The sequence below is a fragment of the Lactobacillus laiwuensis genome (assembly GCF_019972835.1).
GTDB classification, from domain to species: Bacteria; Bacillota; Bacilli; order Lactobacillales; family Lactobacillaceae; genus Lactobacillus; species Lactobacillus laiwuensis.
In genome coordinates, this window is sequence record NZ_BPPB01000020.1 from 1 (window position 1) to 14,241 (window position 14,241).

The 14,241-nt window shown below is 35.9% G+C and carries 13 protein-coding genes and 1 pseudogene; 5 read left to right on the forward strand and 9 right to left on the reverse strand.

The annotated features are described in order from the left end of the window. The 3 genes and pseudogenes from LDM92_RS09330 to LDM92_RS09340 all read left to right on the forward strand — a co-directional run. A pseudogene (locus LDM92_RS09330) lies at positions 1–81 on the forward strand (serine protease); the annotation flags it as partial. Positions 82–109: 28 nt separating this feature from the next. Further along, on the forward strand, positions 110–1,315 hold the full coding sequence (locus tag LDM92_RS09335; protein ID WP_223903006.1) for an MFS transporter: 1,206 nt from the start codon (positions 110–112) through the stop codon (positions 1,313–1,315). A gap of 173 nt (positions 1,316–1,488) precedes the next feature. Further along, positions 1,489–2,310: a triphosphoribosyl-dephospho-CoA synthase gene (locus tag LDM92_RS09340; protein ID WP_223903007.1), complete on the forward strand. Its 822-nt coding sequence runs from the start codon at positions 1,489–1,491 to the stop codon at positions 2,308–2,310. Positions 2,311–2,336: 26 nt separating this feature from the next. Here LDM92_RS09340 and coaA read toward each other — a convergent pair whose 3' ends face one another. The 8 genes from coaA to LDM92_RS09380 form a co-directional block, all read right to left on the reverse strand. After that, positions 2,337–3,248: a type I pantothenate kinase gene (gene coaA / locus LDM92_RS09345; protein ID WP_223903008.1), complete on the reverse strand. Its 912-nt coding sequence runs from the start codon at positions 3,246–3,248 to the stop codon at positions 2,337–2,339. Between the two features lie 3 nt (positions 3,249–3,251). Further along, on the reverse strand, positions 3,252–3,863 hold the full coding sequence (locus tag LDM92_RS09350) for an ECF transporter S component (RefSeq protein ID WP_223903009.1): 612 nt from the start codon (positions 3,861–3,863) through the stop codon (positions 3,252–3,254). A gap of 167 nt (positions 3,864–4,030) precedes the next feature. Then, positions 4,031–4,822 (reverse strand): alpha/beta fold hydrolase, encoded by a 792-nt coding sequence (locus LDM92_RS09355; protein WP_223903010.1) that lies wholly within the window; start codon positions 4,820–4,822, stop codon positions 4,031–4,033. A gap of 12 nt (positions 4,823–4,834) precedes the next feature. Continuing rightward, the gene (locus LDM92_RS09360) at positions 4,835–5,755 is read right to left on the reverse strand and encodes a LysR family transcriptional regulator (RefSeq protein ID WP_223903011.1); all 921 of its coding nucleotides are present in this window, start codon (positions 5,753–5,755) and stop codon (positions 4,835–4,837) included. 112 nt (positions 5,756–5,867) lie between these two features. Further along, the gene (locus LDM92_RS09365; protein WP_223903012.1) at positions 5,868–7,439 is read right to left on the reverse strand and encodes an acyl CoA:acetate/3-ketoacid CoA transferase; all 1,572 of its coding nucleotides are present in this window, start codon (positions 7,437–7,439) and stop codon (positions 5,868–5,870) included. Between the two features lie 305 nt (positions 7,440–7,744). Then, entirely contained in the window at positions 7,745–8,164 is a 420-nt protein-coding gene (locus LDM92_RS09370) for a MaoC family dehydratase (RefSeq protein ID WP_309294917.1), read from the reverse strand. A gap of 18 nt (positions 8,165–8,182) precedes the next feature. Continuing rightward, entirely contained in the window at positions 8,183–9,121 is a 939-nt protein-coding gene (locus LDM92_RS09375) for a nitronate monooxygenase (RefSeq protein WP_046326548.1), read from the reverse strand. A 69-nt stretch (positions 9,122–9,190) separates the two neighbouring features. After that, positions 9,191–9,985 carry an enoyl-CoA hydratase-related protein gene (locus tag LDM92_RS09380; RefSeq protein WP_223903013.1) on the reverse strand — a complete coding sequence of 265 codons (795 nt, stop codon included), beginning with the start codon at positions 9,983–9,985 and terminating at the stop codon, positions 9,191–9,193. A 372-nt stretch (positions 9,986–10,357) separates the two neighbouring features. Here LDM92_RS09380 and LDM92_RS09385 point away from each other — a divergent pair, with 372 nt between their 5' ends. Next, a complete protein-coding gene (locus LDM92_RS09385; protein ID WP_223903014.1) occupies positions 10,358–11,113 on the forward strand; it encodes an MIP/aquaporin family protein in 756 nt (251 codons plus the stop codon). 89 nt (positions 11,114–11,202) lie between these two features. On the opposite strand, the gene LDM92_RS09390 is transcribed toward LDM92_RS09385, so the two are convergent. After that, entirely contained in the window at positions 11,203–13,083 is a 1,881-nt protein-coding gene (locus LDM92_RS09390) for a flavocytochrome c (protein WP_223903017.1), read from the reverse strand. A gap of 118 nt (positions 13,084–13,201) precedes the next feature. Here LDM92_RS09390 and LDM92_RS09395 point away from each other — a divergent pair, with 118 nt between their 5' ends. Further along, positions 13,202–14,128, forward strand: a complete 927-nt coding sequence (locus tag LDM92_RS09395; protein ID WP_223903015.1) for a LysR family transcriptional regulator — start codon at positions 13,202–13,204, stop codon at positions 14,126–14,128. The last annotated feature ends 113 nt before the right edge of the window (positions 14,129–14,241 follow it).

Here is a 14,241-nt window from a genome sequence, read left to right on the forward strand (position 1 = left end):
GCCTCATTTAAGTTATGGACAGGTAAAGAGATGCCGACTGATTATATTCGTGAAATTATGTTTTCTGATGATAATAACTAAAAAAGTTTTAGGAGATTAGGAGAAAAGTATGAAAAATAAATATACACCTACAGCTCTTGCCTTGTATTTTAACTATTTCGTTCATGGCATGGGAGTGATAATACTATCACAAAATGCTGCTGCTTTAGCTAAACAATGGGGTACAAGTCAAACAGCTGCTCTAGCAGTAGTTTCTGCGTTAGGTATAGGCAGGATTATTAATTTGTTAATTTCAGGCGTTTTATCGGACAAATTTGGACGCAAGCCTTTCGTTCAGCTAGGTATTGTCACTTACTTCATCTTTTTTATTGGTATTCTACTTTCACCCAACACTGTCATAGCATACATTCTAGGCATTTTAGCTGGAATGGCCAATTCGTTTTTGGATACGGGCACGTATCCTGGACTTATGGAAATATATCCAAACTCAAAGGGTACATCTAATGTTGTTTTAAAAGCCTTTATTTCAGCCGGTCAGTTCCTATTACCATTTATTGTTAGTGGACTCGCTGCCGCACACATGTGGTATGGTTGGTCATTCATAATTCCAGCTGCAATTCTAGTAATTACTTTTTTATATTTCCTATTTGGTGGAGCTTTTCCAGACTCGAATGAAGTTACCAAAGAAGATGAAGAGAAAGCCAAAAAAGCTGAAGAACAAGCAAATAATAATATTGCAAGCAACGTCTGGATTGATGGTACATTATTTATCATTTACGGATATATTTCTCAAGCAACTTTCTATTTAGTAAGCCAAATGCTTACACAGTATGGGCAACAAGTTGGTGGCATGGCTCAAGCATCTGCCCATTCCTTAGTTTCATGGTATTCTTTGGGTTCAATTTGTTGTGTTCTTTTAACTGCTGTTTTAGGTAAAAAGATTAGTGAAATTCAATTTGTACCAGTTTACACTCTGGGCGCTTTTGTCTCTATTTTGCTAATGTGGCTATTTCCAACCAATGCTGCTTTGATGATCATTTTGGCGTTTTTAGTAGGCTTCTTTGCAGCCGGTGGAGTAATGCAATTAGCATTAACTGTTATGGCTGATTTTTTCCCTGCTGGTAAAGGTACAGTTACCGGATTCTTTTATACTGCAGGCTCAATCGCTTCATTTACTATCCCACTTTTCATAGGTTGGATTGGTAATATGAAAAACGTTATGTTCTTAGACGTAATTATTGCTTTACTAGGATTTATTGATACACTATTAATTGCAATTCGCTATAAGAAGCTGTTTGGCAAACTCAGTAAATAAAATTAATTTTTTATAGCATTAGAAAAGCCATATATCAATGTTATTTGATATGTGGCTTTTTGGTGCTTTACATTAATTCGTTAAATAAATTACAAGTGATTAAATTTATTTTTAAAATAGTTTATACTGAAAACGTTGTTATCAAACTAATTAATGATTAAAAACATAGAACTATGACTAATTCAATTACAAAAAATGCTCTACGCTCACTCTTATATGAATCTGTTACCGCGCCAAAACCTGGCTTAGTAGATCCTATCAGCCAAGGCCCGCATCCCGATATGAATATTTATACTTTTATTGACAGCAGTTTAAGTTTAGAGGAATATTTTGCTGCTGCTGTTGAAATTGGGCAAAACTTTCAGTCGACTGATTTAACGCAAATGTTTCAGCAATTAAGACAAAGAGGCATTACTGCTGAAAAAGAAATGTATGCTGCAACGCACGGCGCTAATACACATAAAGGGGCAATTTTTGCTCTAGGCATCTTTGTTTGTGCTGAAAGTTATAGTATGATAAACAATACTGAATTATTCCTTACTATTACTAAGATGTGTAAAGGACTTGTACAGCATGATCTGATTCAAAATAATGAGTTACAAACAGCAGGTGAAAAAGAATTTAAGCAGTATCATATTGGCGGGGCTCGTGCTCAAGCTGAACGAGGCTATCCTATTGTACGTGAAGTAGCTTTACCTTTTTTAAAAAACACTAAGGGGACGCTCCAAACGAGACTCCTTGATACCTTAATGAAAATAGCAACAGTTACGGTTGACAGTAATTTGATTAAGCGAGCTGGAAATTATAATGTGATTGACTGGCTACATCAAGCAGCCTATAAATATTTAGAGCTAGGTGGTTATGCTTCTCCAGCTGGTAAAAAATGCCTGCAAAAATTAAATGATGACTGTTTGGCCCACAATTATAGTTTAGGTGGCTGTGCAGATTTATTAATTGTTACCATTTTTGTAGCTCTAGAACGTGGATACATATAAAAAAGGAAGGCCTGGGCCTTCCTTTTTTAATAATCACGCAAGTAAATGTAGTTAATTTCATGACCTAAAGTTTTGTGTAAAATGACATTCGCTCTGCTTTTAGTAGGTTCTATATATTCACGCAAATTAACTAGATTAACCGTCTGCCAAACTTTTTCAGCCATTTCTACTGCTTCCCTTTTAGACTTGTTCGCCCAAAAATAGTAGAAACTAGCAGGATTGTTTTGATTCATAGCTAAAAGATGAACAAAGCGCTGTAAAAACCAAGTCCTGATCAATTCTTCGTTTGCATCTATGTAAATTGAAAAATTAAAAAAGTCACTTGTTGCTATCATTTTATTAGGTGGGATTTGTAAAGTGTTTATTCCTTCAATTATTAATATATTCGGGTTGGTTATTTTACCATAGCCACCGGGAACTATGTCAGACAATTCATGTGAGTATAAGGGATAAAAAACTTCCTTTTGTCCTGTTGCCACATCTGATAGAAAATCTGCTAATAATTTCATATTATATGATTCAGGAAATCCTTTACTGTCCATTAGCTTCTTCTTCTGCAACTCTCGATTTGGATATAAAAAGCCATCTGTTGTCATGAGTTGTACTTTTAGTGTAGGATACAAACGTTTAAGTAACACCTTTAATAATCTGGAAACCGTAGACTTTCCTACTGCTACAGGACCGGAAATACCAATTATGAAAGGTTTATTGACATTATTAGCATTAATAAAATGATTCATTGATTCTAACAATAATTTTTCATTATGCACAAAAAGATATAAATAATGCACTAATGGGCTATAAATTTCATTGATATCGGTGGCATTGACTATATCTCCTAATGAAGTAAGACTCTTTAATTCACTTTTGCTGATTTCACTAGTTTTATTCTCAGTTTGGGACCAATCATGCCTGGAAACTTTCGTAAAATTTTTCATTTTCTATGCTCTTTTCATAATATAATGCAGAGGAGAAACAATTAAAGGCGTAACTAGTGCTGTAAAAATTGCCTCAATTAATCCGTTTATTCCCAAAGAAGTCAGTAAAACTAAGAATAGTGGCATTCCTGCAGAAAAATTTCCTATATTTGCAATTAATTCATTAGGGCTTTTCATGAAAAATAGACTTGCCAATACAATAACTAGCACCGTATTAGTTATTGACGCTATGCCTCCATTTAATGCATATACCCACTTTTTAATTTCTAAATTTTTTTGTGTAAAGTAATTTGTCAATAAGCTGGGCAAAAAGCCAGCAAATATACTCGGCACTAAAGCTATTATTGGGTTTCGAAACAGCAATAAGCTAACCATATCGCCTGGTTGTGTATATGCCACTATTAATCTAGTTAATCCCCAAATTAGACCAAAAACAATACCATAGCTTGGACTGAGTAAACTACTGTAAACTGCGACCGTCAGAGGAACAGTAGTAATAGCTGGAAGTGCTGGCAAGATGCGAATGTAACCAATATTAGGCACAAAAGTTTGTAAAATCAGTATTGCTAAAAAAACAGCAGTTATTGCTAATTTAACTGTATTTTCTCGTTTCATATTTTTTCACTCCATATTAAATTTGCTTTGACATTTTTAATTGCAGCATTAGCTTTGACAGGAACAAATTTAGAAAGATCACCACCAATAAATGCTATATCACGTATTAAACTAGAAAAATAAAATAGTTTTCAGGATCAGAAAACAAAATTATCATTTCAATATTTTTATTCAATTCCTAAAAATTTTCCCAGCAAATGATTAAATTCTGCTGGTTTTTCTGCCATTATGTCATGGCCAGCATCATCAACTGTATTTATTTCAATATTCTTATTATGTTTTTGCATTTCAGTAGCATAGCCTATCTTAAAATAGGGACTTTTAGTTGAACTGATTGAAAGTGCAGGTATATGAATACCGTAGACCGTTGGACGCCAATCTTTTTGAACATGATCAAACAGTAGCGGCATATTTTTCTCTCGCTCAAAGGGATATTTTTGCTTAAACGGGTAAAGTTTAGACCAAACTTGATCGTCAATACCATTAAGCGTTTCTTTAATATTGTCATAATATGACAATATATCTTTAAAATTATCTTGTGTCAGTTCTATCTGATCATGAGCCCAGCCATAATTCCATTCTTCATCATTAAGCATTTTAGGTGTTTGATCAATTGTAACTACTTTAACTATATTGAGTTCAGGATGGTATTTTAAAATTGCCCATACTAGGCCCGCTCCCATAGAGTGACCAATTAAAATTATGGATTTCAAATCCAAATTTGTAATTAATGTTGCTGCCTCATCTGCAAGCTCAACCATGTTGCTTATTGCTGATCCTCTTGACTTGCCGTGACCTGCCAAGTCAAAAGTAATTGTTTGGTAACCGTGCTGAACTAAATACGGCACTTGTCCCGCCCACACAACATGATTTCCGCCAAAGCCATGAAAAAAAACAATTGCGGGACCTTTCCCTGTTATTTCATAATATATTTTTCTATTAGCAATTTGCATTAACATTTTTTATTCCTTCTAGTTTTCAATTGAAATCTTTTTATACTTAGAAAAATATTTCAAAAACCATTTTTTGGTGTATTCAACAGTAGGACTTTCGATAGATGTAATAGTATTACAAAGTGAGATTCTCCAAGGAAAAGTTGGGGTCATTTCTTTACTCTTAATTTCCTTGTCACTATAATTTTGTCCTATGGGGGCAGCCAAAATTCCAATTAAGTCTGAATCTCGCTGTACCAAGTTTAAAACCAGGTCCCAAGAAACGGTTTGTAAAAAATAATTAGGCTTCATCCGATCCCCTCTAAATCTTTTATTTAGCTGGAAGGTAACCATAAAACTGTCAGTCAAAGTTACTATTTTTTCTTTTTCAACTTCAGTAAAAGGTATTTCCTTTTCTTTTATTTTGTTAAAACGATGATTAGAATTAAACCACACCCTGACGCTGCTTTCATAAATTAAATTTTCATAAATACCTTCGATTGTTGCTGGAGAAACAATTACAGCCAAATCAATATCTCCTAAGACAAGCATCTTCTGCAGGCTATAAGCACCACATTCAACAAGTTTAAGCTCAATCCCAGGATTAGAATAAATGAAAGAAATCAACGCATCGTTAAATACGATTGAATTAATCACAGGAGCAATTCCAATTTTAACAGTTCCATTTTTTTCTTCAGAAAAGCGATTTAGTTTTTCCATCATTTCAATATACTGTTGATATACTTTTCTTGATTCATTAACTAGGGCTAAGCCATAACGAGTAAGGCCAATAATTCTGCCCTTTTTATGCTTAAAAACTTTTATTCCTTGTCTAAACTCAATATCCTTGATTGATTTACTAATTGCTGGCTGAGAAACATGTAAGATCTCGGCACTTTTAGTTAAATTAAAATCATTATCTATTATCGCAAGCAAATATTTAATCTGATTAATATCCAAGATAAGCTCTCCTACTTTCATTCACGTTCAGATTTATAAAAAAAGCAGCATTAAATGCATTTTCTTAAATCATTTAAAATACTGTTTCTTTTATTAGCTTAACTTAATAAAACTAACTATTTTCTTTAATATTCATAATGGGTTCTTGAAAAATTCTAGGATCCATTTCTTTCAAATTATCACTAATAATCGGCTTGAATTCCATTTGATTAAGAATATCTTTTTGTAAATCTATACCAGGTGCGATTTCTATTAATTTCAACCCATCTTTAACCAGTTCAAATACAGCACGTTCAGTTACATACCAAACTTTTTGGTTATTTTCATATGCTACTTTTCCTGAAAAAGTTACTTGTTGAACATCTTTAACGAATTTCTTAACTTTTCCTTCTTGAATGATATGAAGTTTACCATCTTTGACTTCTTCTTTTAAGCCTGCCGCAGTAAATGTACCAGTGAAAATAATTTTTGGTGTGTTTTGTGTAATATCAACAAAGCCACCTGTACCAGCTATTTTAGGACCAAATTTAGAAACATTCAGATTACCTTTTGCATCTGCTTCAGCCAACCCTAAAAACGTTAAATCAATACCACCGCCATCATAAAAGTCAAACATATATGGTTCATCAATGATTGATTGTGGTGCAATTGCAGCTCCAAAGTCACCACCACCTAGAGGTGTACCACCAAAAGTACCAGGCTCAACTGTAGTCATTATGTTATCAGATAAACCTTCTTCTTTTAAAACTAATGAACATGTTTCTGGATATTTACCAATTCCAAAGTTCACAACCTGATCTGTTTTTTTATTGAATAGGAGTGCTGCTCTTCTTGCGATTACTTTCTTGCTATCTAGTGGTAAATCAATTTCATCTTCCGCCGTAATAACAGCAGAACTAACAAAATCAGGATTATACTGGGTATCCGTTGTCTGCTTAGTCCACTCAGAACTATCAGCTTCTACAACATAATCAACTAGTATCCCTGGTATTCTGATATCTTTAGGCTTCATGGAACCGCGCTTAAGCACACGTTTAACTTGAACAAAAACCTTACCACCATTATTATGAGCAGCCATTGCTATCGCTGTTGCCACTAGGGTAAGCGGCTCATCATCAAACGTAATATTCCCATCTTCATCGGCAAATGTGCCCCGTAAAAGAGCAACATTTGGTTTTGGTACTTCATAAGCTAAATAATCTTTACCATGAATATTGATCCTATTGACCAGTGTGGCATTTTTAGCTGCATCATTTAATCTACCGCCGCTAACCTCAGGGTCGACGAAGGTACCTAAACCTACATTAGTAATCAAAACCGGCTTATGTGCAGCCGCATCCCTAAATATTTGTGACAAAACTCCTTGAGGGAAATTAAAAGCTTCAAAATCATTAGCAGCTGACAATGGCTCTAGTTCTGGTGCTAGTGCCCAGTGCCCGCCAACTAAACGATGTAGAAAACCTTTTTCTGCAAAATTATTTGTCCCCTTAGTTTTGCCATCGCCTATGCCGGCTGCGTGCCAAACATCCAGTCCTTTAGGATGTCCTTCTTTTTTATAGCGTGCTCTCATGCATTCCAAAATTTCTTCTGGAGTGTCAGTACCTAAGAACCCATCTAGTGCAATTACTGCATTATCTGGAATTAACTCAGCAGCTTTTTGACTATTAATAAATTGAATTGCCATCAGATTAATCCTCCTAATGAGTCAAAATATAATTTATTTAATTACAGTAAAAAATGAGTTTATTTAGATTGATGAGAGCAATTTATGTAACCAAAAAATTAATTTTAAACCAATAACTATCCGAACTATGTCATTCATACATTGTTCTGACATTATTAGGATAACGCTTACAATCATAGATTGTGAAATACATAATTTTCACTGTATATATAACTTTAAGTTATTGTTTTAGTAAAAAAATCCTTGCACATAACCAGTTAAATTCCAGTTAGTGCAAGGTATTTTTATCTCACATAAATCTATTTTTACTTAGTTGCCATACACTGTGCTTGACCGCTAGTAACAACAACATTATCTTGATTTGTTACAGTAGTATCATACACAACAATAGTGAAGTTCTTTTTAGGAATAAATTCAGTAATCGTACATTTGACAGTCAACACGTCATTTAAGTACACAGGTTTGACAAACTTAAGGGTTTGATCTAGATAAATACAACTTTCTTGTCCCGGAATATGTTCTGCTAGACATGTAGAAATAAAAGCAGCAGTAATCATTCCGTGCGCAATTCTATGCTTAAATTGGGTCTTTTTGGCAAATTCTTCGTCCATGTGAACTGGATTATGATCACCGCTTAGTTCAGCAAATTGTTGGACCAGTTCATCTGTAACTCGCTTAGTAAAAGTTCCAGATAACCCAATTCTTAACTTTTCTTCAGCTATAATGCTTACCTCTTGTTCTTTCTATAAAATTTCTACGCCTTTTTTAATGACTCTTTGGGCATCATCCATGAGATCCTGCACAATTTGAGCAGCCGGTTTTGATTCTTTAATCAATCCGGCAACTTCACCAGACATGAAGAAGCTTTCTTTAGGATCGTCTTCTTGAACGCCTTTATAAAGAGCCTTATTCATAGCAGCATTGAAATCATCGCGAGAAACGCCAGTCTTTTCAAGTTCAGTTAACTTAAGAGCCTCTTCATTGGCAATACCACGGGTAGCGCCACCCTTAATAGAGGTACCTACTACTGCAGTTCCAGTATCTGTTGCGTCAATTACGGCTTTGCGCCAATTTTCACCGACTGGACTTTCTTTGGCAATGGAGAATATCGTACCGCACTGAACGCCTTCTGCTCCCGCAACAAAGGCTTCAACAACTCCACGACCATCGCCAATACCACCGGCAGCAATTAAAGGAATGGAAATTGCATCGGCGATTTGAGGCCATAAAACCATTGAAGTGGTGTTACCAATGTGTCCACCGGCTTCCATACCTTCAACAATCACTGCATCTGCGCCCATTTCTTCCATCTTTTTAGCAATTTTGACATTTGGAATAACAGGCATTACTTTCACACCTGCAGCTTTTAAGTCTGTCATATAAGGTTTCGGAGTACCTGCACCAGTAGTAACAATTTTTACCCCTTCTTCAATTAAAACCTTAACAACATTAGGGGTATTCTTGTCCATCAACATTAAATTAACAGCAAATGGTTTATCAGTGAGTTTCTTGGCTTTTCTAATTGCTTCTCTAACTTGATCTGGTGTTTTTCCCCCGGCAGCTATAATTCCTAAGCCGCCGCCATTTGAAACTGCCGCAGCCAAGTCTGCTGTAGCAACTTCCTGCATGGCACCTTGAACAACTGGATATTTAATACCTAATAATTTTGTAACGCGATTCATATTAATCTCCTTAAAATAATTAATTTTTTAGTTATTTAGTTAAAGCAAAGGGGAGCTTTAACAATTAATTTATTTACCTGAGAATTTTGCATCTCTTTTATCAACAAAGGCACTCATTCCTTCTGTTTGATCCTTAGTAGCAAAAGTTTCGGCCCAAATTTGTGATTCCATGTCAATAGCAACATCAAGTGGCAGATCTGCGCCCCGGTCAACAGAATATTTGGCTAGAGCAACTGCAATAGGACCATTCTTCATAACCTGCTTGGCAATTTCACGGGCTTTGTTCATTAATTCTTCCGGCTCTGCTAACTCGTCAAGCAGGCCAATGCGATAAGCTTCATCCGCAGAAATCATTGTAGAAGTTGCAATCATTTCCTTAGCTTTTCCGCGACCTACTAGGCGTGTCAAGCGTTGTGTGCCACCAAAGCCGGGAATAATGCCTAGGCCAACTTCGGGCTGACCAAACTTAGCTTTAGTAGAGCCTACACGCATATCGCAAGATGAAGCTAACTCGCAGCCACCACCTAGTGCAAAACCATTGACAGCAGCAATAGTAAATTGAGGTAAATCTTCAATTTCGCCAAAAGACTTATGTGCTAGTTTTGATAACTCAAGTGCTTGCAGTGTATTCATGTCACGCATCTGCGATATATCAGCACCGGCAACAAATGACCTCGGACCAGCACCAGTGATTATCAAAACTTTGATATCATCTTGGTGAGCTTTTACCTCTCTTAAGGCATCCCCAATATCTTGCAGTGTTTCAGAGTTCAAAGCATTCAAAACTTTAGGACGATTAATTGTCAACGTACCAATTCCATCTTCTGCTTCCAACAAAACGTTATCATATTTATTAAAATTCATAATTTCATTGATCCTTTCAAAACATCAAACTCATTTTTATGCTCTCACGATTAATTCTTGTGTAAGCGGCAACAATTAGCAAATTATACTTGTTTTTTTTATTTCTTCAGGATTTTGATATTAAAGGCTTAAATAGTAAGGGATTCAACGCCATTGAACAAAAGTTATGGTAGAAATAACTTTTGTTAAATTCCGCGCAAATTTTGTCGTGAAATAGCTTCAAAGACTTACTGCTTCCGTCTTTTTACCGACAATAACTAAAAATAATGCTACTAATAACAAATAGTACTAACAGTCATCCAACCATTTGTGGAAGCGCTTCATATTAGTTTATAGTTTGTGCAAAGTCTAATTAATCAAAGGAGGAATATTATGACTGGAAGTTGGATGACACGCTATCTTGCCGAATTTTTGGGGACAGCTGTTTTTATAGTTTTTGGTAACGGATCAGTTGCCAACTCGTTTCTCAAGAAAACCACGGCTAATGGCAAAGATGGTCAAGCAAACGGAGGCTGGATTTTTATTGCACTCGGGTTTGGCTTTGGTGTAATGATACCAGCAATGATGTTTGGCTCAATTTCAGGAAACCATATTAATCCCGCAATCACAATTGCCAAGGCTGCAGCTGGAGTTTTTCCCTGGAGTCATGTTAGTCAATATATAATTGCACAAATGCTCGGCGCTATTGTAGGACAATTATTGGTTGTCGCTATCTATTGGCCGTACTTCAAAGAAACCACTAATGGAGAAGGGCAAATTTTTTCTTGTTTTGCCACCGGTGAAACACTTAACAATAAGTTGAATGGTTTTATCACAGAATTTATCGGAACTGCAATTTTAGTATTTACTAGTACTGGAATTTATAGTGGTGTATTCTTCAAACAATCTGTCGATGTTGCCAATGTGGGTGTCGGATTCATCATCATGGCATTAGTAATTGCTGACGGTGGTCCTACTGGCCCTGCGTTAAACCCTGCTAGGGATTTGGGACCTAGAATAGTTCATGCTATTTTGCCTATTCCTAACAAAGGTTCTTCAAACTGGGACTACAGTTGGGTGCCAGTAGTTGCTCCTATTTTAGGTGCGGTAGTCGGTATCCTTATTTACAAACTATGTTTTAAAATGTAACAGTTTTTATAAACTTTATTAATATTTATTAGCAAAAAAATAATAGTTAGCCATTCAGGTTAACTATTATTTTATAAGTAGATCAATTTTTATTCCTTTGATGCACCTGTCACCGCATCATTATCTGCAATCTCACTGCAAGCAGTGTCAGCAGCAATGCGACCAAAGGTAAAGATATCAGCTAGTGAATTACCACCAAGACGATTACCAGCATGTAGTCCGCCAGCGACTTCCCCTGCTGCATAAAGACCGGTAATTACTTGACCATCTTTATCTAATACCTGTGCTTTCGGATTGATCTTCAAGCCGCCCATTGTATGGTGAATAGCCGGCTTACGCGGGGTAGCGTAAAACGGCGCAACTTCACATTTAAGGTTAAACGCACTCTTACCAAATTCTGGATCATTACCTGCATCAACATATGAATTATATTTTTTAATAGTATCGACCAAAGTAGCAGAATCCATACCAGCTTTTTCAGCTAATTCTTCTAATGTATCAGCTTTTAGAAGAGTGCCCGCCTTAACTTGAGCTTCGAGTGATTCTTCTGTGGTGTTGTAGGCTGTCTTTTTAATTTTATCGTCTGCAATTAAATAAAATAAAGTTCCATTAGCAATTGCAGCTTTAGCTAAAGTGTCACGCTCAGCGAACTCGTTTACAAAACGTTCACCTTTTTGATTGACCATAATAAAGTTTTCGGGTGGAGTTTGAATACCAGTAAATAATTCACCAGTCTTAGGATCAGAAACTGGCATTAATTGAATAAAGCCCATACCCACTAAATCAGCACCAGCCTCTTGACCTAAGGCAATGCCGTCACCAGTAATTGCTGGCGAATTAGTAGTAGCAATATCATCATCAATGTGTTTCCAATAAGTGTTATACTTTTGCACCATTTTAGTGTTGGCACCAAAACCGCCAGAAGTTAAAATCACTTTTTGCGCATGAATGGTAACTTTACTGCCCTCACTACTTTGAGCTACAACACCGGTAACTTTACCATTTTCAATAATTAAGTGCTGTGCCCGGGTTTCTGTTAAAACTGTTGCACCTTGGTCTTTTACCCAATCACCCAAAACGTGAATAAAGGCATAGCCCATAGGTTCAACTGGCTTGTGACCGCGACGCCACAAGGCTCCAACCGGCATGGTAACATCAGATCGGTCAAACTTTACGCCTAGATCTGTCAACCACTTAACTGAATCAAGTACGTTATTGACAAGTTCAGTAACCAGGGCATAATTACCATGAATTTCATTACCATTCAGGTCAGTTCTTTTACCACCTATATAAGTCTGTATTTCATGCAATAATACTGAATCAAACAGATAATTTTTACCAGAATCTACATAAGCCTTAATTTGCTTTTGCAGTTCTTTAAAGTCATCACGATATTCTGGATCAATTTCATCAATTGGAGTTGCAGCTAATTTTTCCAAACTTTCTTTTTCACCCGGCAAAGCTTTAAATTGATTTTGCCACTCAGGTTCAGCAGCATTTAATGGTCCACCTGCTCTAGTAGTATTACCACCAATTTGAGGGAATTTTTCCAGTACGATTACCTTTTTACCATTTTGAATTGTTCTCGCAGCTGCAGTGAGACCGGCACCGCCGGCACCAATAACTACAACATCAGTCTGGTATTCTCTGTCAGAAGTATCAGCAGTTTTCGGCTTTGGTCTGTTGAGCCATTCTTGTGCGTCTCCACCCGCTTTTGTAATCGCCTGAGCCACACCATCTATCACGCCATGACTGGAAATTGTAGCTCCACTAACCGCATCAACATTTAAAGTTTGATTAGCAATAATTTGCTTGGGCAGACGTTTAAAGACCTCATCTGCCACTCCAGCAGTTTCACCACTGGAATCAATATCTATTTCCTTGATTTTGTCTTCAGAAAGTTTCACCTTCATAGGCATAAAACTAGAACCATGACCCTTAGCTTTTACTTCATAAGTTCCTGATTTCATCATTAATATACTTCCTTTCTTTCAATACTCATTAGTTAAATTTTACTAACTTTTTTTGGCAAAATGAAATAGTTTTATAGCAAGCAGGCTATAATAAAATTGTTATTGGAGGCAAAATATGAATAATTCAGAAACAGTTTTACATTTTATTGACGTGCTATTAAAAGAAAGTAATTTTACCAGAGCAGCGGGTGAATTATATATATCACAGCCATATTTGACTCAACTAATTAAGCGAATTGAACATAAATTAGGAACTAAAATAATTAATCGTGATACAATCCCATTTACATTAACGGAAGCCGGGATAATTTATTACAATTATCTGGAAACAAAAATTAGTAACAAGCAAAAGTTAGCTGAACAGTTAATTCCATATGCATCACCGAATAAAGAATTAATTCGAATTGGAGTTTTAGAAAGCCTGGGGACGTTTTTATTGCCAGAGCTTTTACCTCACTTTATGCTTACACATCCAAATATTAAAATTCAGCTATCTGAAAACTTTCCTAGAGTAAGTGAAACTCATCTTTTACATGAACAAATTGATTGTTATCTGGGACAAACACCTGAGTCTCTTAACCAAGGATTGGATTTTTATGTTAATGGCGGAGAAAACTATTTTGTAATCATTTCACCAAGATCAAAGTACTTTAAAAAGGGTCGGTTTATACTTGAGCCAAATGAATATGATATTAAAGACATTTTAAAAGAGCCGTTCATTGTTAGTTCAAGCAATTCTGCAATCCGCCATCAAGTTAATGGTGCATTTCAGAAATTTCATATCAAACCTAATATTATATTGGAAAGCAGCAGTATTATTACTGCAACTAATTTAGCAATAAAAGGAGTAGGACTAACTATTTCAGCTGCCAGCATTATCAAGCGAATGGCTCAAACACCTATTAACTTGCTTCCAGTTGATCATAATTTGATTCAAATTAAATATTTTATTGCGGTTAAACATGGGCATAAACTGAAACCAGGACTCAAGAATTTAATTTCAGCCTTTAAGCAGCTTAAGATTGAACCAAATATAAGTTAATTATTAAATTTAAGCAAAAAAAGAGGACCTTCAGGTCCTCTTCTCTTTGCTCGCTCCGGCTGTCAGACTCGAACTGACGACATCTTGATTAACAGTCAAGCGCTCTACCAACT

Bases quoted from the DNA above. Each gene is read 5' to 3' on its own strand.
- LDM92_RS09340 (WP_223903007.1), top strand. From the start codon at position 1,489: ATGACTAATTCAATTACAAAAAATGCTCTACGCTCACTCTTATATGAA.
- LDM92_RS09375 (WP_046326548.1), bottom strand. From the start codon at position 9,121: ATGAATCGCGTTACAAAATTATTAGGTATTAAATATCCAGTTGTTCAA.
- LDM92_RS09365 (WP_223903012.1), bottom strand. From the start codon at position 7,439: ATGGCAATTCAATTTATTAATAGTCAAAAAGCTGCTGAGTTAATTCCA.
- coaA (WP_223903008.1), bottom strand. From the start codon at position 3,248: ATGAAAAATTTTACGAAAGTTTCCAGGCATGATTGGTCCCAAACTGAG.
- LDM92_RS09390 (WP_223903017.1), bottom strand. From the start codon at position 13,083: ATGAAATCAGGAACTTATGAAGTAAAAGCTAAGGGTCATGGTTCTAGT.
- LDM92_RS09395 (WP_223903015.1), top strand. From the start codon at position 13,202: ATGAATAATTCAGAAACAGTTTTACATTTTATTGACGTGCTATTAAAA.
- LDM92_RS09335 (WP_223903006.1), top strand. From the start codon at position 110: ATGAAAAATAAATATACACCTACAGCTCTTGCCTTGTATTTTAACTAT.
- LDM92_RS09380 (WP_223903013.1), bottom strand. From the start codon at position 9,985: ATGAATTTTAATAAATATGATAACGTTTTGTTGGAAGCAGAAGATGGA.
- LDM92_RS09355 (WP_223903010.1), bottom strand. From the start codon at position 4,822: ATGTTAATGCAAATTGCTAATAGAAAAATATATTATGAAATAACAGGG.
- LDM92_RS09385 (WP_223903014.1), top strand. From the start codon at position 10,358: ATGACTGGAAGTTGGATGACACGCTATCTTGCCGAATTTTTGGGGACA.
- LDM92_RS09350 (WP_223903009.1), bottom strand. From the start codon at position 3,863: ATGAAACGAGAAAATACAGTTAAATTAGCAATAACTGCTGTTTTTTTA.